Genomic DNA, 17,641 nt, shown 5'->3' on the forward strand with positions numbered 1-17,641 from the left:
TAAAAAAAGACCGAATACGATTCCTATAGCTGAGAAATTATCAATATTTCTTTAAATATCAATATATTACTATGGTTTTTGAGCTCTAGGCACCTATCAACACTGTCCTTTCATGATCAACAATATCAAATAGTTATGAAGTATTTCGGAAAAATTCGGGAAATTTTCGTGCAAGCAAAAGGATATTTATGTCATCTACCGCCTTCATCATCTGCCTGATTCTGGCCGCCGTTATGATCACCGTTCACCCGGTGTTTGCCATGCCGTTCGGCATCGCTGCGCTGGTGATAACCAGCAAAAGTAAGATGCACATGGATAGCGAGGTGAGCATCATCTTCGGGATCGTGGGGTTTATTTTATTCCTGGCACTGGTGATGTGCATCAGGAACTGGCTTCGGTAACCGGCTACCACCAACGTACGGCATTTATCAGGCTGGAAAGCCCAAATAGAAAGAAAACAGCCCAGATTAAAAGGAATTTCCAGTTGGGTAATTTTTCGCCCATGACTCGCAACTCCCGTATCAGTTTGCTAAAATCAATCACATGTTCTCCCTTGCCCTCATCAAGGTGTAGAAAGTAGAAAGCCCCGAGTGCTGGTAACACTTCGGGGCTTTCGCTTTACTGGTTTATTACTTAATCGAAATACGGATTAACCCTCTCCACTGCCTGGCTATACAGCTTATTACGCTGCGCCATCATGCGATCGATTCTCACCCTTTTCTCATCCGCCGATAGCGTACGGTCGATGCGTACCATTTCGATACGATCGTTCAGCTTCTTTACTTCCTTCTGGGTGTCGGTCAATTTCTTACGCTGCGACAAGATACCGCGATTTTCTTCCTTCAATACATTGGCTTCATCAGGCAGCCCGCGCTTGCGGTAGGCGTTTATGGTGCTGTTGATTTGATTGGCCTTGGCCATCATCTGGTAAAAGTCCTCCGCGAACTGCGTGCTTTTCGCTGGGTCGGCTCCGCGCAGGAAAGACTTGATCACCGGCAGTTCGTCCAGCCGAAGCGCGGGCGTTTCGCCGGCGTCGCTGAACTGGCGCGCCATAATGTTGGTTGCGCCCAAGACGTAAGCACCCAGCGTGCCGGTGTAGCCCTGCACAATGTGGTCAAGTTTCTTCGGCGACAGGCCGGTGGCCTCGCCGATGGCGCGCATCATCAGACTGGTCTGGTCGTTGTAGCGTGCCTCGGCCAGCAGGTTCTCGTCGGCCATGTTTTCGATCGGGCCGCCGCGGAAGAAATCATAATTGATATACGCTTCGGTGATCGGCTTAACAACCTGCGGGATAGGGTTGAAGGCCATGGTTTCAAGGAAGTTACGCGCCACTACCTTGCCGAATTTACCAGGCGAGTCCTCACCGCCCAGCGTACGCACAAACCGCTCAGGCAGCGTGCCAAACATCAGTCCGATCTCGAACGGTTTCGGGAAGCGGACATGCTGACCGCCGGGCAGCCACGCGTGCCAGTAGGTGTCCTTATCCCAATCCGGCAATTCTTCATAGCGCTCGTCATCCCAATTCTGCGCCAGCAAGGCCAGCGACGCCGCCGCGATGTAGCCGCCGCGTTTCAACACCTCGCGCGGATCCTCCTTGATAGCCCGCCCCAACTTACTCATGCCCTGCAGGCGGGCATTCAGGAACGGCACAACATCCGTCAGCCCAATGAGGAACTTGCTGCTGCCGTGCATGCTGAAATCCATCAGGTCGCGGGCCTCGAACGCCGCCTGTGCCGGGCTTTTACCCGCCTTGATCGCCGCGTCATACGTCGCCACGCGGTTGGCATTCTCAAACGCCTCCCCTTTATCCCGATACCAATCCCACCCTTTTTCTATCTTGTCCCAGGCATCCTTGCTACTGCGTACGATGGTGGACTCGAACTCCCGCATCTGGCTATCCGTGTACCCCTTGCTGCGCAGCACCCGGCGAATGTTGGCCGCCGTGCTGGCCGGATCATACACGTTAGCATACCCGCCACCGAACGTGGCGCCGGCGGCCATCATGTCCAGCAGCGTGTCGTCTTTCGCCATGGCCTTGCGCAGCCCCTCCCACGACGAACGCGCCGCCTTGAAGCCGTCCTTATTGATGGCATAGGAATGCAGGGAGTCGCGTACAAAGTTGCGAGCCATGAAATCCGGCATTGCCGTGACGCTGATGGTTAGCACTCGTTTGGCGGCGCGACCGGCGCGCATGAACAAGGAGTTGCTGCGCTCCATGTCGATCATGGTAAGCGCCCGATACAGCTCTGGGTCATTGATGCGCACCAGTTGCTCCTTGCCGTCCACGTACAATTTTACAACGTCTTTCTTCAGGCGCTGATAGTCGATCTGGTTGGGGTTTTCGATGACATCCAGGATGCCTGTATCCGCCAGGTTGACCACCGACCGACGCATGGCCTCGTTTTTCATCCCGGAATCGATGGATTTGGCGACGTAGTTGAACAGGTTTTCGATCGGGTCTTTGATGGTCAGCTCAGAGCCCTTGAGCTTGCGAATCATGCTGCTCTGGTTGGCAATACCTCGGGTTGTCCAGGGGCCGCGAGTTTCGCCATTTTCCGCCTCGCGATAATACGGCAGGTAAAAAGGATCCTCCCACATTGCACGGCTTTCAGGATCAATCATGCCGGTATCCTGATGAAAATCCAGAATCGACTTGATGAAGCGGTCATACTTTTTCTTCTGCTCATCGAATAGTTTCTCATTGCCCCGGTTCAAGCTCTTCATATAGGCGATTTCATCCGCCGTGAAGTTGTTCTCCCTGCCCTCCGCCAGCAGGCGCTCCGAACGGTTGCCGGCAATCCACTTGAGGAAGTTCTCACGGTGATCGCCCAGGGCGTCAAGGATGCCCATCAGGCTATCCTCTTTGCCAGTGCCGGGGATTCGCTCGGTGATGCCCTCCTCCTTGTTGTAGCGCACCAGCCCGAACTCGGTAATAAAGGTCGTCACGGTGCTGGCGCCCTTCGCCATGCGCGCCGCAATGTAGCCGGAAACGCTGTGCTCGAAGCCGCCGGCAGCGTCCTCGGCATATTTCAGCGGCGCCAGGCCGTCAAAGGTACGGGTGTTCAATTTGCGGAAGGTTTCGCGCCACCATTCTTTGAGCGCCGTCTTGTCCTTGTCGGTTGCCATATCCCAGAAGTCGCGGGCCTTGGTAAACCAGTTGCTTCGGGGAACCAGCCCCATCTTGCGGTTGACCTCGGCGTCCATGTCCGGCGCTGCGGCGCGGGAATAGAGCGTCTTGTTCTTGCGGATATCGTCGGAAGAGAGTATATTTTGACCTGAGCCTTGATTTGGTGAACCGCGTTTGGACAATTGGAGTCCCTGGGCCGTACCAGATGAAGGATCAGAACCCTGATAAGAACGCTCCTCCTTGGGCAATTGGAGCCCCTGTGAATGAGGGTTATCAGGGTTTTCTTTTGCCCGTTGATAAAGTGCCAGCCCCTCCCTTTCCATTGTCCGGATCTTCTTGCCTTCTTCCGTGCCATAGACCGACGCAATACGGTTCACGTCAATGCGTTTCAGCGCCGCATTCATATGAACGGCAGACAATACCGGATTTCCGTTCGCGTCTTTGGCCTCCAGTAGCACCACCACCGCATTATCCTGCGTAGCCGATCGGTACACCGCCACCGGGTCATGCATCAGTTCCGGCAATCGCTCAATCACATCCATCGGAACGTCGTGTTTCACGCCGTTAGTGGCCTTACGCACCGTGTCGCGATTGATGTACATGTCCAGATTCGGCGCGCCCAAAGCCCGCAGTACCGGTGGAGTACGTCCGATCTTGATGGACATATCCCCGGATTTCAGTGACCGCATAGCGCGATCCAGATCGGTGCGGAACTGTTCCGCTTCCGCCGGCAGCGGCTTAAGTGGATCAACGTTATCGTTGCTCTGAGAATAAAGCGCGTCGGCGCGCGAGAACGTATCCTCGTACGCGCGTGTGCCCGGCTGCTCGTTTGCGTACATCGCCGTCTTCTGAAACCGTCCGGTGATGGTGCGCAAGATGCTACGGATCTCCGCCGGCGTCACATCGATGCCCGCGTTGATAATCCCCGCACGGCGCAGTGTGGCGGTAAGCATAGAGATAAACCGATCCCACGCCGCCCCTAACCCGGTAAGTTCCGTACGCTCGGCCATATGCGCCAGAAACTCATTGGCCTGTGTCTCCAATGACTCCTGTCCATAGGATTGTTCTACCTGGCGCCAAACGTCCTGAATGGTTTTATTCTTGCTATCGCGGGTCTGGTGGAGCACCCGCATAATACGGTCGTACTCCACATCACCGATCACCGAGGCCAGGCCGTGATGGGCGATGATTTCATGCCGCAGCTTGGCGCGCAACTCACGAGGATTGGCGATGTTGTCGGCGACGAGGATCACCCGGCTAAGCTCCGGCTGATAGATGGCATGCACCGTGCCGAACTCTGCCGGAATACCGTTGGGCATCATGGCGGCCGCTTCGGCCTGCGTCTGGACGGCTTTAACTTTAATCTTGGCCGCGCCGTTCAGGTTAGACACAAAACCATCTGCAGCCAGCTGCACACGGTCTCGCGTCATGGCGCTTTCCGGCCGGCCGCCGTCTTTGCTAAAGCTGCCATCATGGATGATATTGCCGCCGCCGATGTCAGCGCCAGTGACAACGGCGCCAACGGGATCGGTGGGTTTGCGGCGAGAATAGAAGACGATGCCTTTATCGGTTTCCCGAGTTTTCAGCGTCTTGAACAGATTATCGAATGCCTGCCGGATCCCGCCGTCCATCTCTGCTTTGGTCGGGTAGGCGTGCGTATCCGGATCGAATGCGTCGGGATCGCGGATGTTTACCAGGTAATCATTGGTGATGCCTTTCGACGCAGCCTTATCTCTCGCATACGCCTCGAATGCGCGGGCGGCCATCTCAATATCGGTGGACCAGTAGGCTTTGCTTCGCGCCTCATCAAGGACAGAAGAGCGTTTCGTCATTCCGCTGTCGCCGACCGCCTTCATGACGTTTCGGAACGCGTCACGGACTTCGGGCCGCACGTTGCCGTTGCGGAACCTGTCTCTTGTCTGGTATGCATCACCACGCCCAGCATTGTCGTGGCCATTCCGGTTAGCCTGGCCGAAATAGTTATCCAGCGCGTGGAACCACTCATGCGCCAGCGTGCCGGAACCTTTCGCTTTGGTGATATTGATCACCACCTCCCCAGGCTCGTAGTGCGCCCTTACTGCGTTCTGCCCACCTTTGCCGCGCGCGCCGAACGCCAGCCCCAGTTCACCATTCAAGGACAGCGCCTGCGCCGGCACATTCACAACATCGGCCAGATCGCTCAGAGCGTCGTAGGCTTCATTCAGGTCGGCCTGCCGGCGCGAGCCCTCAACGTAGTTGCCAAACTGGACGCCACGAAAACCGAATTTTCCCGTGAACTGTTCCGGCGTCACATCACCTTTGCGCGGCGACGGCCCAACGCGCTTACGGTTTTCCGGGTTGCGCTGCTCTTCGCGGGAGATTTTGCGCAGCTTTTCCAGCTTTTCTTCCAGTTCGGGGCGGTTATCTTGCAGGTATGCGCGCGCCTCACCTGCGTTTTTGAATCCAGACTTCAGCGGCAAGACACCAGCACCGCCTTTATATCCCAAGAAGATCTGACCGCCGGCGCGGCGAATGAACGTTTCGATTTTTGACTGCTTGCCGCTGACCTCGTTTTTCGCCCCGATCGCCGTCTTAATGTAGGTCTGCGCATTCGGGAGTAGTTTCTCCATGGAGCCGGCAGTTATGCCCGTTGACCTGCCATCCGGGCGAACCAGCGTGTAGAAGTCTTTGCCGTTGGGATAATCCTGGCCTTCAAACTTCGTGTAGCGCCCGTGATGGACTCGGTATCTGGCCGCTTCGCGCATTTCAGACGGCGAGAACTTTGATACCAGATCAATGGAGTTTAGCGTGCGGGATAAAGCCGGGCGGGACTGCATATGCTGGCGGAAGGTTTCACGCGAAATATTTCCACTCAACAGGTCGTTAGCCATACCCTTGATGGTTTTAACGGTACGGCCCCACCCGGCAACCTTATACGGGGAACTGGGTTTGTTGGGGATCTGCCCGCGCAACACCGCCAACGCCGCCAGTGTGTGGCTGTCCACGCCGCCCGCCGCCATCTTCTCGTATTCAGGGTGCGGGAACAGTTTGGAAAGCGGTTGTGTCTGGATGTCGTCGGCCGTATCAGCTTTCTCCATCGCGCTGGAGAATTGCCCCCATCGATGCTTGGCCGCGCCCTTGATTTCCTCGCCGAAGTCGGTGAGCTTTGGTCCTCGCTTCCCTACGGTCTCAGTATCTGCTGCTGGCAGACGCACCCCGTAACCATTCCCGACAGGCTCTACTATCGCCCCCGGCATTTTTGCCCAGCGGGACGCTTTGGCGACTCTTTCGCTGGAGTACGGTTGCCCAGGTGCGTACAGCTTCAACTCGCCGGTCAGTGAAGCATCGCCGTCGGCGGCTGCACCACCAGGAAGAACATCAGTTCGGCCACCGGCAGCAGCCTGTTCGGTAACGGCATTGCTACCTCCTATCGTTGGTTCCGGCGGCAGGCGGACGCCGTAGCCATCACCAACCGGTTCGATAGTCGCGCCTGGCACTTTCGCCCATTGCGTGGCTCGGGCCACTCGCTCGCTTGAATATGGCTTGTTGCCCGCGAACAATTTCAACTGACCGACCGGTTCCCCGCGGGCATAGGCTTCCGTCTGCGCATCGACCGGCACGCCGGCGACGCGGTGGCGCTGATCCGGCAGCGCGGCGGGCGCCTCGCCCATCGCGTCGGTAAATTCCCGCGTCTGCCGCTGGGCGCGCGTTTCGCCCTCGATGGTACGAGCGGCCCGGCCGACTTCGTTACCACCGGCGGCGGCGCGCTCCGCTGGGATGTACTGCTGTCCGCGCACCTGCTCGCCGGCATCAAATTGCGGCCCAGTGCCGGACTGTTGCTCATCGGTTACCTGACGAACCTCACCCGGCATGGCGATGACAGAGGTTTGCCCTGGAGACGGCAGGCGCGGGCGACGTGCGGCGATAATCTGCTCTGCCCGCTCCAGCGCCGCCACTTCTTCCGGCGTGTAACCCTGGTCACCCTGTTCTATCTGCAGGCGAATAAGTTCGTCGGCGGTTGGTGCTGCTTGCTGTTCGGCCAACGCCTGCTGTACTTCACTATCTTCAGCAAACCCTTGAACACGCGGATCCTGACGGAGATAGGCGGGCGTATCGCGGAATTCATCGATACGGCTTTGCGGCGTGCCGGCGACATTCTCCGGATTGAGCTGCGGCGTATCTGCCCCGCTGGTAACCGAAATAACAGGTCCTCCATCGCGCCACTCGCCGTTATAACCCGGTGGCGGGCCATCATCGCCCAACCTTGCCACCGGGATGCCTGAACCGTTGCCGGTCTCATTACCCGAACTCGGCCACTTAGGCAAATCCACTCGGAGCCCACCGACACTCAGCCGCCGGGTCAGCGCGGAATGCACGGCTTGGTACTGTTCTTGTTCTTCCGGTGTCAGTTCTTCCTTTTGACTCAAGCTCTGGAAAGCAGTCAGCAGATCGCCGTCCAGCATCTGCCCGTACTGTTTTTCCAGTTGCTTTTGCTTGTCCTGGCGCTGTTGCTGATCCTGCTGCTGCGTCTGTTGTTGATCCGGCTCCTGCTCTATCGCCGCTTTCGCATCTTTACGGCCCCGCATTCCCCCAACAGCACCAAAACCCGCGCCCATGCCCGCGCCAACGATCGCATTATTCACCCCGGTTTCCAGCACGTCTTTCATGGGATCGATATTCTGGCCGGCAGTGTCGATAAGTTGCTCATTCTGAACGTAACGCTGCGTCGCGCCCTGGGCAAACTCCGTCGTGCCCTCGGCAATAGCACCCTTCGCCATACCTGTGAGAATTCCTCGTGCCGCTGCTCTCTTTGTGACGAGCGATATCAGCGTGTGATCGCCCAGCAATGCCGCGCCGATATTAGCCGCTAATGCTTTAGGGTCGAACGTAGCGGCATTTGCCGCCTTTTCCGCCACCATACTGCGGGCCATGGTGAGTTTTTGCGTATCATCCAGATTGGCGTAGTTTGGGTCAGTATCAATATCGTTGAACGCCTGCTGAAAGGTGGTACTGCTCATCAGCTCGTCAAATGATAGTGAGTTGATCTCGTTGCGCATGTCGATGCCGCCCTGTCCCTGAGCCGTCGCCGTTTGCGAACCAACGAATGTACCTTTCCCAGCAGCTGCGGCGGCGCGATCTGCCGTCGCTTTGGCAACCTGCCGTGCAGATTCTTCCGGCAATTTTTGGCGCAGCTTGTTGAATGCAGCCTTCTCGACCATTTCCCGCACAGCGGCCGATCCCAGCTTTGCGGCGCCTGCACTGGTAAACATCATTGCCATGCTTGGAATGGCATTCTGCATCCATGCGCTGGGGTTGAATAACCCCTCACCTGCACTGATGCCGGTAATATTGCCGTCTTGGTCACGATCAAGGGTCGCAAAGTCCTGGGCGGCAGCCTGTTTCGCCTCCTCGGTGCGTGAATCCAAGATGGATTGCGCTGCGCTTCCGGCCAGTTCACCAGCGCCCTGAATAGCGGCGCTGCCGGCGCGCGACAGCGGGTTACCGCTGTTCTGGCGCATCACCGCCATCATCTCATCGCTGAGTCCCAGCGGATTAGGGTTTGTTTCCTCCTGTTCTGCTGCTTTCGAGTCAAGGATTTGGTTCCCGGCTTTGAATATCTGCCCTACGCCGGCCACCATGTTGAGGGGCGCGGCGGCGAGCGCCTTAACATCGTCGCCCCAGGTTGATTTGGGTCGATCTTGGGAAGGCTTATTCCAATTTGAGAAAAACTGACGGTCGTAATCGGACATTTCACCGGGCTGCTGAATATTCAACTCCTGACGGTTATTGTTTGCTTGCTGCGCTTCTGGGCGAAGTTGCTGCGGGTCGTAGGCCATTACGGACTCCAGAATTTAGACATAAAAAAACCGAGTCCGCTTTTTAGGGCATAACTCGGTATCTTTGGGGAATTTAGCGCGTATGTGTGTCACTTGAAAGGAGAATTACTATCCGGTGTAGTAAGGTGAATTCACCTGCTGTATGGCAGGCTCATAGACTGAGCACGCTCGCGCAGTTGCTGGGCTGTCTGTTGGTTTTTCTGGCTGATCTGACCACGCTGATACTCTTCATATTTCGCATCAAGTTGTTCCGGCGTAACGCCGCCAGAGAACACGCTGGCCGCCATCGCTTTTTGTACGAACGCGGCTTTGCCCGGATCATTCCCTGCCCATTGCTGCAGCATAGGGGCGACACTGTCCTTTGGTTGTTTACCAAACGCCTCATCAAGCCGACTCCTCGCCTGGTCAAACTGGGCGCGAATCGTGACTGCATTGTCCGGGTCTTTGGCGATCGCTTTGGCTTCTTCTGTGTCCAGTCGAATCGCTTGAGTTCGATACTCTTTGGCCTCCGCTCGCTCGTTTTTAGAATCGCCGTTGACGTGCTTGTTCATAAACTGCGCCAGCCTGGGATCATTTGCTGCACCAACCATCTGGCTGTAACCGCGAAACCGTTCAAACGCGCGTTCAATTGGAATGATGGCCAGATTATCCCGTTCGTCCGCTGATGCATTCTGCGTCATGGGCTTGAATGATGAAGACCCATCGTCATAGATCGTTTTAAGCGTGAAGAATATGCCTTTCCCATCTTCCGTCAGGCCGATATGAGCCAGTTCCTTATCTTTGATAGTCTTCCCGGTAGCTGGGTCTTTCTCGCCGATATTCCGCTGGATAACATCGGAAAAAACCTTGTTGGTAGAACGGATGACTGCTGGATCGTTATAGTCCAACGTCCCATCATTCACTTGCGGCATGAGCACGTTAATATCTCGAACGGTTTGAATCTTATCCTGCCCATAAAGCCGCTTTGGACTCAGTGGATTATCGTCCGATGCCATATTTATAAGGCGCATTGTTTCATCATCCATTATGCCGGCGTCGAGCCGATCCCATGCAGCTTTAACCATGGGCATCTCTTCTTCCAATCGCTGCTGACGCTTCATCGCCTCAACCTTAAAATCAAACTGATCCCGCGCCAACTTGGCACTTTGGGCCTGTAAACCATATGACCGGTCTGCGTTTCGCTTATTCAACCCCAACTCAGTCTGCCAGCGTTGATCGCCGACTTTATCCCGCTCGGCCTGCCGTTGTCTGTCTTGCGAATCAGCTTCTTTTCTGTAATCAAATTGATTCTGAGCCAAACCAAAACTTCGGTCAGCGTTCTGCTGTTGCTGCTGTAATTGCAGGCGCCTCAATTCCGATTCCTGCCGCCGACTGACAGCCGAATCAACCATGTTGAATCCAGAGGTGAACCCATCCGCTAAACCACGTAAATCCGCCATAAATCCCCCGATCAGGAAAATAATGAGCCGGCCAGTAGCCCAACCGCGGCACCGATACCCATTCCAATGGGGCCGCCCCACGATCCATAGGTTGCACCAATAGCGGCGCCACTGGCCGCCCCCATACCGGCCATTGTTCCCTTCGTCTGGTTTGCCATCTGTTTCTGCTGCGCTTTCAGTTGCTCGTTGGCCGCCTCGCGCTGCTGTTCGGCCTCCGACGCCTGCTGCATGCCAGACATTGCCTGCTGGCGTGTTTGTGCGGCGATATCAATCAAACCGTAACCCATTATGTATCACTCCCGATATCAAGAAGACTGCGCAGCGACGTAGTGCCACCGGTCAAAATGCTCAACTGCCGGTCGGTCTCTGCATCACGAACGCCATTTTTTGCACCCGCGGTTGCGAGTGCCGATTTCAGCCCCAGGCTATTGTCATTACTATTAGTCTGCGACGAGGTGCCATAGCGCGCCTGCTGATTGGTCACGCCAACCGTTGCAGTGTTTAGCGCCTGCTGTTGGGTTGACCCCACCCGCGCCAGTTCGTTATTCATCATTTCCCCGCTGGTGGAGTAGTCCATCAACTCCTGTAGTTTGGGGTAATAGCGATTTACCCAGTCCGCATATTGCTGCCGTGTAATATTGGCAAAAGTATCTGATGCTACGCCCATGGTTCACCTCAATATTTCAGGTTGGAGTAGTTGCTGCCGTTCCAAGAGTTGTTTCCGCTAAGGCCGCCAAACACACCGGACGAACTGGAAAGCCCGGGTGTTGGCGACGAACTCGTGACATCTTTGAGTCCGTAGCTGGTTAGCGCGCCACCCACCGCCCCCACCAATTGCTGATTGGCCGCCTGTTTTGATAGAGAGCTCTGCGCGTCAGAAAGGGCTTTCTGGTTAGCTGCCGCAGCGATCCCCTGGTAGCTCTGCAGCGCCTCCGCCTTCTGCCCGGCGCCAACCGCCTGAACATCTTGCAGCCCGGCAATATATTTGTTTTGCTGGTCCGTCTGCGATCGGGCCGTAGCGTCAATCGTTCCTGCTACCTGATCCTCGGCCAAATCGCCCAGCGCCGACTGGAATTTGCCGCTACTTGGATCAACACCGGCAGACGTCAGATTATCGGCGGTCTGCTGCCGCGCCCGGCCAAACGCCTGCTGGTATCCCAGATTGACGTCACCGGCAATGTCGGTGTATTTCTGTTCATCATTCAGTGAGTCCACCTTATCCATGAACAGGTTTTCGTATGGCTTCAGTTCGTTTTGGTACAGATCCCACTGTTGTTTTGCTACCTCCGCCGCCGCCTGCTGCTGCGTGGTTTCTTTAACTTCTGTGCTTCCACCGCCTCCGCCGCCCATATATCACCTCACATCGGTATTTTGAATTTCATCAGCCCACCTTCATCGGCCAGTCTTTCCCAGCCATGGCGACGAGCCACCCTGATAAATCCCCTACGTGCCGTGCAAAACTCCGCCCAGCGCCCGCCAATCATGCGCGTCAGTGTTTTTACCTCATCCAGATAGCGGGAAATACTGCCCGGTTCAGCGCTGGCCGCCAGCCAGATAAAAACATAGGGAATGCCATCTCTCACTTGCGGACATAACACTATCCGGCCCTGCTTCGTACCAAAGCAAAACGCCTGCTTTTTACAGCAGGCGTCTTGAATGTTTTCAATCAAGTTCGGCTCGCGAGCTTCTGCGGCAACCTGATTTATTAACCGTTCGAGTGGCATTTACGCCTCCAGATCATACGGCACCGGGTAATTAGTCGTGTCGATGAGATATAGCAGCGTTGTGCCAGTATGGTTGTAAATATACGGATAGCGCTCCCATCCACCGGTGACATCAATCCCCACGGGAACACCGGTCAGCGTGACCGTACTACCCTTCATCCAGGCGCAAACCTGAAAATGATAGCCCATAATCTCCCCGGTATTTGGCATGTTATCCAGCCACTCCGACGCTATTTGCCGACGTGTTGATTGCGCAACAGCATATTCCGAATCCGTATAGGATGTTGTTATTTGATAAGGTGTAAACCCCACAGATGGGCTGTACGCAGGCTTGTCAGCTGGCACCTCGACAACATCAGCGATATTCAATATGTGCCACGAACTATCGAAAATCAGTCCATAGCCGGGCTTAAATAACCGTAATCCGGAATTTCCTGTCCATGTCGGTGTGACGCGGGCAAATACATAGACTTCGATATATTGCCCAGACTGAATAGATAAGTCATGCCACATGCAAAGATTACCCGCTAAATCCACAGTGCAGCGAGCATCCCACCCTTCGGTGTGAATGGCGAAAAGGAGATCGCCATATTCACCAACGCGCTGTTGAAAATTAAACAACCGTTTACTACTTATTGCCTTCATGCCGTTAGTATAATAATTCCAACTATCGGCAGAAGTTATTTTTACGCTTTTTAGCAGCACATACGGTTTATCTTGATTAGTGATTTGTAATGTTCTGCTATTGTTAAATATCCGGACACCACCGGTCTGAGACATTACACCACCCCATACGTTATTTTATGAGCGCCGATAAAAATTCCATTGTAATCACCTAAAATATTATCCCGCCAGCCAGCAAGATAACGATATGTTAACGTGGTACCTGATATAATCACGTCCGGCTCGCAAAAACTGCGAAATAGAGACCAACCGATTCCTCCCCACGACGGCCCACTATCCATGCTAATATTATCTCCATTATTATAGTATCGGATCCCCTCATTATTGATCGCAGTAGCCACATCATTCGCTGAAGCATATCCATTTATTAACCAATTATAGGCTTTCGTTTGGTTTGAAACCGCATTAGACAAATACGCATAATCATTCAGTGAGATATTATAAAATGGCTTTCCATAGGCGAATTCAGGAACGGTTATACTCCGAGAAGTAAATATATCGTCATCATTATATCCCTGGCCGGCTAACTCGCTCGGGGTATTATCCCACGTATTGGGAGCCATAAAAGCGCCAGTTTCAATCGTCCCCAATATATTTAGGCAGCGCAATGTTATATCAATCACCGCTTCGCTAGGGTCTATCGCGTCAGGATTCCATATTCTTAAACCGGCTGGCATGTTTATTCTCACCAAATACCAAAGTCTGCAATCTTGAAATTATCATCATCAAAAATCTGAATCAGCCCATTTGTCCAGATCATGCGCCGGCCTGTCAGCGCTGATCTGATTGTTATCTGTCCCGTCGCCGAAATGATCACCAACTGCCCGAATGTGGCATTACCGAGGGCGTCCACGGTGAACCCGCCGTTCTCGATGGTGGACGATTTGATATTGACGGCGGTCAGTGTGGCACCGACTTTAACCGTGTCAGCCGTGATGGTCTGGGCTGCCAGAATCTTTACTACCGCGTCCTGCGCAATCAACTGGTCCAGAACCACTTTGCCATCGACCACTGCAAACGGAATAGCATAGGTGCTGTCATCATTCGGGTTGTTGGGATCAAAGATAAAAAACTGGTTGGCCGCCACGGCCACCTGCGACGTGCCGTCGCTGTTTGCCACGATGCCAATACCGGCGGATATTTGGCCCGCCTGGGTTTTCGCCGTCCACATCGCCTTAACGCCATCAAGAGTGGCAATGGCCGTGGCGTTGGTCTGGGCTGCTGATGACGCTGCGTTCGCCGTGGCTTCAACGGTGTCTACGCGCTGGCCCATTGCGCTATTCTGTGTCGCCACCGTCTGACTCAGTTCCGTAACGCTGGCCTTTGTCGCCGCTGCGTTCGCCGTGGCTTCAACGGTGTCTACGCGCTGGCCCATTGCGCTATTCTGTGTCGCCACCGTCTGACTCAGTTCCGTAACGCTGGCCTTTGTCGCCGCTGCGTTCGCCGTGGCTTCAACGGTGTCTACGCGCTGGCCCATTGCGCTATTCTGTGTCGCCACCGTCTGACTCAGTTCCGTAACGCTGGCCTTTGTCGCCGCTGCGTTCGCCGTGGCCTCGACGGTGTCGAACCGTTGATCGACTTCGGCATTACGAACATCAATCCCGGCGGCCATATCGTCGGCTATCTGTTCAAGCTCAGTTGCGGTTTGTGTGAGCGCGGCCACGTCGGCATCCAGCGCGCTTATGCCCTGCTCATTCTCGCCGATTTTACTCACCAACTCCGCAATCAGCGGCGACTGATTTAACTGCTCCTGCACCATTTCAACGATTGCGGCCGGATCGGCGTGAGTTTCCGCATAGGTGCCTACTGAATCGTTATACGGGCCGGGCTTGCCGTTGATATTGACGTGCCGGATCCAGTAGTAATAGCCCGTCGCCGGATCGACAGGGTCCCCGTATACGCCCGCCGCGGTGGTGGCGATCAGCACCGCGTTCGCCAGATTATCCTCGGGGTAACGGTAGATTTCCGTCAGCGAGCGCCCTGTATATAACGGCATATCCCATTCCAGCAGGATGTATGCAAAACCGCCTGTCGCCCCGAATCCAGTCGGGCGCGTGGGCGTCTGGACCTTGCTGTTTGATGACTCGCTACCTCCGCCGCCGCCTGGCGTCAGTTTAGCTTTGCCGCCCAGCATCTGCAGGTTCGCCAGGCCGAGAGAGGCCAGATCCGCATATGTCACCGCGCGCTGGCTGCCGTCGCCGCGCTGGCCAGTTAGCGTCTGCATATTCTCGGCGACCGACGACGAGTCGGTGCCGCTATTCCACTTCGTCGCCATTATGCCGGCATCTCCTGCATGGACGTAGACAGCGTGATGCGATCTACCTGGGCGCTACCGAATACTTCTACCTGCCAGCGCTTGCCACGCTGCGGCGGCAGTTTCAGTAATGGTTCTCGCAGGCTGCCCGGAGGCAGTTGCAGGACAGTCCGCCCATCCGCATAAAGAATCAGCCCAACGGCCGCCGGCGCATCGGTCATCACCCGTAGACAGGTAAATGACGTATCGGATGGCGCCAGGTAGATCTTTGACCGCCAGCGGAAATTAAGCGGCAACGCGCCATCGCCCAGCGTATAAAGTTGCTTACCCTTGACGATATACAGCGTATCCCCAGACTCATCGTTATAAGCGGTATCGAACGTCGTGGTCACACGCCGGATATCCATGCTGATCGGATCGAAGATAAACCCGGCGGTGCCGATATCCGTGTCATACAGCGCCAGGTATTCATTTTCCACCCGCCAGGCGCGGATGGTTGACGGGTTAAACTCACTGCGCCACTGTTTGGCCTCGATGATATTCGCCGTGGCGATCTCTGCGGCGCCGGCGGCACTGATCGACACAAGCCCGTTAGGCGAGGCGTACAGCGCGAAACCATCCATCGTGACCATGCTTAGCCGGGATACGCAGGACAGTGCGATGATCGGGTGATTGCTGGTGATGTTCGACGGCGTGATGCCAGAAAATATGTACGGCAGCCCCTTGGTGCCGACCACCAGCGTAGTGCCAACCGGGGTAATGGCGACGATTTCGTCCTGCGTGGTCTGCTTGTTCGAGTCCTTCCAGGCATACGGCAAATACGCCTCGCTGAACATCACCTGGTTACCCATGAAACCGGCGGCGATGCCGTTCGACATCATGCACAGCCCGATCATCTCGTCCGGCGGCATGTAGTAATCGTAGGTTTCCAGCGACGCGGACAGTTCAGCATCGCTCAGGTCGTCAACAAACGAGGCAACGGCAATCTCCAGTTCCGCAACCAACAGGTAGTCGGCGGATTCAGTGCTGGTCGCTGACCGGTAAATGCGCCGATGGGTGATGTTGTTGTTTTGCACTCCAGGCGGTTGCAGCGTCAACGTCACAGTACTGTCGGGGTAAATAATGGTGACCTCTGCCGACGCCGGGCCCGGTGGCCCCTCTTCGCCGTACGCAGTGACATAGGTTTCCGTATAGAACCGCGTCTCATCATCGGTCGCGTCGTCCTCTTCGGCATCTGCCGGCGGCGTCACCGCAGCTATCGCGATCGCGTTTTCCGGCGCCGGGATACCGAGCCGAAAATACGCTGCCGGGTAGTTGCCGCTGCCGGCCGTCGCTATCTCCGCCGACGTCACCTTCGGGAACTCACCGTCGGTGTAGTAAACCCGGTCATAGTCATCGTTCGCCACCGGGCTGCGGATGGCGTCGACAATCTTGTTCCACGCGAACCAGAAATTATCACGGTAGTGGAAGATGGTTTGCGGCGCGATAGAGAATGCCTTTTCCCGATCGGTATCGTCAGACGTCGGCGAGATCACCCCGTGCCGAAAATGACAGCCCTGTGCCAGTGTGGCATTGGATTCAGGCAATAGATGCCCGACGACACGCGGCATCTCGCCACGCATCGTGGTGATATCAATGGTCGCCATGGGGATCCTGAGATGATATAAAAAGGGAATAAAAAAAAGCCCCGCGGTTTAAGGCGAGGCTTGGTATCTTTGGGAAATTTAGCGCGTATTAGCAGCAGGCGCAATTAAAAGGTGATGGAGCATGAAAACAATCGATTATCACGGAGCGACGATCTGCGTACTGGACGACAACGATATGCTGACAGAGTGCCCAGAAGGTTCATACGCTGTTGTTGAAGACAGCGGATTTTATGTCGCAGTCATTGTCGGAAAGACAGAGGCAACAGCAATTCACATCGATCCGTTCCCAACACTTGAAGACGCGCTCGACGAAATAGCCGAGCACGGCGGTTTCTTTCATGAGCGGGCGGGAAAATATTTATAAATTGTTTTGACCGTCACGCCACAAACATTCGCTACCTGTTGTCGTGTTGCCCCGTTCGCCAGCATTTTCCGAGCGAGATCGATGATCGGCGGTGTCATTACCGGCCGGCGGCCGCCGATCCTGCCCTGCTCTCTCGCCGCCGCTAGCCCTGCGCGGGTGCGCTCAATGATCAGCTCGCGTTCCATCTCCGCAAGGGCGCTCATTACATGAAAAAAGAATCGGCCGGCTGGCGTGCTGGTATCAATGCTATCGGTCAGACTGCGGAAATGGATACCCCTACTCTGCAAATCAGATACGAGAGTTATCAGATCCCGAACACTGCGGCCCAGCCGATCAAGTTTCCAAACAACGAGTGTATCGCCGCATTTCAGCCGCCGAATTGCGCGGCGCAATCCGGGCCGCCGGGCGTTTTTCCCGCTCGCTGTATCGGTAAAAATCTGCTCACATTCTGCGCGAATCAGCGCATTTTCCTGTAAATCGAGGTTTTGATCCCCGGTTGACACTCGCGCATAGCCGATCAGCATCTCTCAATTCCTTGAAATTTCTGATTGTATTTTTCGGCATGGATTCGCGCAAACCTGGGTTTA

13 protein-coding genes are annotated in these 17,641 nt (G+C 55.3%); 2 read left to right on the forward strand and 11 right to left on the reverse strand.

Translation table 11 applies throughout. The features are described from left to right. Positions 1-188: 188 nt before the first annotated feature. On the forward strand, positions 189-401 hold the full coding sequence (locus DDT56_RS23370; protein WP_136168747.1) for a hypothetical protein: 213 nt from the start codon (positions 189-191) through the stop codon (positions 399-401). 232 nt (positions 402-633) lie between these two features. Here DDT56_RS23370 and DDT56_RS23380 read toward each other — a convergent pair whose 3' ends face one another. The 10 genes from DDT56_RS23380 to DDT56_RS23425 form a co-directional block, all read right to left on the reverse strand. Further along, positions 634-8,943 (reverse strand): LPD38 domain-containing protein, encoded by an 8,310-nt coding sequence (locus tag DDT56_RS23380; RefSeq protein WP_136168749.1) that lies wholly within the window; start codon positions 8,941-8,943, stop codon positions 634-636. Positions 8,944-9,074: 131 nt separating this feature from the next. Continuing rightward, positions 9,075-10,382 (reverse strand): hypothetical protein, encoded by a 1,308-nt coding sequence (locus DDT56_RS23385; protein ID WP_136168750.1) that lies wholly within the window; start codon positions 10,380-10,382, stop codon positions 9,075-9,077. Between the two features lie 11 nt (positions 10,383-10,393). Continuing rightward, positions 10,394-10,669, reverse strand: coding sequence for a bacteriocin (locus DDT56_RS23390; protein ID WP_136168751.1), 276 nt, complete (start codon positions 10,667-10,669; stop codon positions 10,394-10,396). Next, a complete protein-coding gene (locus DDT56_RS23395; RefSeq protein ID WP_136168752.1) occupies positions 10,669-11,049 on the reverse strand; it encodes a hypothetical protein in 381 nt (126 codons plus the stop codon). Before DDT56_RS23395 ends, DDT56_RS23390 begins: the two co-directional genes overlap by 1 nt. Positions 11,050-11,057: 8 nt before the next feature. Then, the gene (locus tag DDT56_RS23400; protein WP_136168753.1) at positions 11,058-11,732 is read right to left on the reverse strand and encodes a hypothetical protein; all 675 of its coding nucleotides are present in this window, start codon (positions 11,730-11,732) and stop codon (positions 11,058-11,060) included. An 8-nt stretch (positions 11,733-11,740) separates the two neighbouring features. Beyond that, complete coding sequence (locus tag DDT56_RS23405) at positions 11,741-12,106, reverse strand: hypothetical protein (protein WP_136168754.1); 366 nt, start codon at positions 12,104-12,106, stop codon at positions 11,741-11,743. Continuing rightward, positions 12,107-12,886, reverse strand: coding sequence for a hypothetical protein (locus DDT56_RS23410; protein ID WP_136168755.1), 780 nt, complete (start codon positions 12,884-12,886; stop codon positions 12,107-12,109). It lies immediately after the preceding gene. After that, entirely contained in the window at positions 12,886-13,467 is a 582-nt protein-coding gene (locus DDT56_RS23415; RefSeq protein ID WP_136168756.1) for a hypothetical protein, read from the reverse strand. Before DDT56_RS23415 ends, DDT56_RS23410 begins: the two co-directional genes overlap by 1 nt. Positions 13,468-13,475: 8 nt before the next feature. Continuing rightward, positions 13,476-15,065, reverse strand: coding sequence for a phage tail protein (locus DDT56_RS23420; protein WP_136168757.1), 1,590 nt, complete (start codon positions 15,063-15,065; stop codon positions 13,476-13,478). Beyond that, entirely contained in the window at positions 15,065-16,690 is a 1,626-nt protein-coding gene (locus DDT56_RS23425) for a hypothetical protein (RefSeq protein WP_136168758.1), read from the reverse strand. The genes DDT56_RS23420 and DDT56_RS23425 overlap by 1 nt, the downstream gene beginning before the upstream one ends. 121 nt (positions 16,691-16,811) lie before the next feature. Between DDT56_RS23425 and DDT56_RS23430 the strand changes: the two genes are divergently transcribed. Beyond that, positions 16,812-17,054, forward strand: a complete 243-nt coding sequence (locus tag DDT56_RS23430; protein ID WP_136168759.1) for a hypothetical protein — start codon at positions 16,812-16,814, stop codon at positions 17,052-17,054. Here DDT56_RS23430 and DDT56_RS23435 read toward each other — a convergent pair. Then, positions 17,027-17,578, reverse strand: coding sequence for a recombinase family protein (locus DDT56_RS23435; protein WP_136168760.1), 552 nt, complete (start codon positions 17,576-17,578; stop codon positions 17,027-17,029). The genes DDT56_RS23430 and DDT56_RS23435 overlap by 28 nt on opposite strands. Between the last annotated feature and the right edge of the window lie 63 nt (positions 17,579-17,641).

The sequence above is a fragment of the Brenneria corticis genome, assembly GCF_003115855.1.
In the GTDB taxonomy this organism is placed as follows: domain Bacteria; phylum Pseudomonadota; class Gammaproteobacteria; order Enterobacterales; family Enterobacteriaceae; genus Brenneria; species Brenneria corticis.

Bases quoted from the DNA above. Each gene is read 5' to 3' on its own strand.
- DDT56_RS23430 (WP_136168759.1), top strand. From the start codon at position 16,812: ATGAAAACAATCGATTATCACGGAGCGACGATCTGCGTACTGGACGAC.
- DDT56_RS23380 (WP_136168749.1), bottom strand. From the start codon at position 8,943: ATGGCCTACGACCCGCAGCAACTTCGCCCAGAAGCGCAGCAAGCAAAC.
- DDT56_RS23370 (WP_136168747.1), top strand. From the start codon at position 189: ATGTCATCTACCGCCTTCATCATCTGCCTGATTCTGGCCGCCGTTATG.
- DDT56_RS23415 (WP_136168756.1), bottom strand. From the start codon at position 13,467: ATGCCAGCCGGTTTAAGAATATGGAATCCTGACGCGATAGACCCTAGC.
- DDT56_RS23395 (WP_136168752.1), bottom strand. From the start codon at position 11,049: ATGGGCGTAGCATCAGATACTTTTGCCAATATTACACGGCAGCAATAT.
- DDT56_RS23390 (WP_136168751.1), bottom strand. From the start codon at position 10,669: ATGGGTTACGGTTTGATTGATATCGCCGCACAAACACGCCAGCAGGCA.
- DDT56_RS23400 (WP_136168753.1), bottom strand. From the start codon at position 11,732: ATGGGCGGCGGAGGCGGTGGAAGCACAGAAGTTAAAGAAACCACGCAG.
- DDT56_RS23435 (WP_136168760.1), bottom strand. From the start codon at position 17,578: ATGCTGATCGGCTATGCGCGAGTGTCAACCGGGGATCAAAACCTCGAT.
- DDT56_RS23385 (WP_136168750.1), bottom strand. From the start codon at position 10,382: ATGGCGGATTTACGTGGTTTAGCGGATGGGTTCACCTCTGGATTCAAC.
- DDT56_RS23420 (WP_136168757.1), bottom strand. From the start codon at position 15,065: ATGGCGACGAAGTGGAATAGCGGCACCGACTCGTCGTCGGTCGCCGAG.
- DDT56_RS23410 (WP_136168755.1), bottom strand. From the start codon at position 12,886: ATGTCTCAGACCGGTGGTGTCCGGATATTTAACAATAGCAGAACATTA.
- DDT56_RS23405 (WP_136168754.1), bottom strand. From the start codon at position 12,106: ATGCCACTCGAACGGTTAATAAATCAGGTTGCCGCAGAAGCTCGCGAG.
- DDT56_RS23425 (WP_136168758.1), bottom strand. From the start codon at position 16,690: ATGGCGACCATTGATATCACCACGATGCGTGGCGAGATGCCGCGTGTC.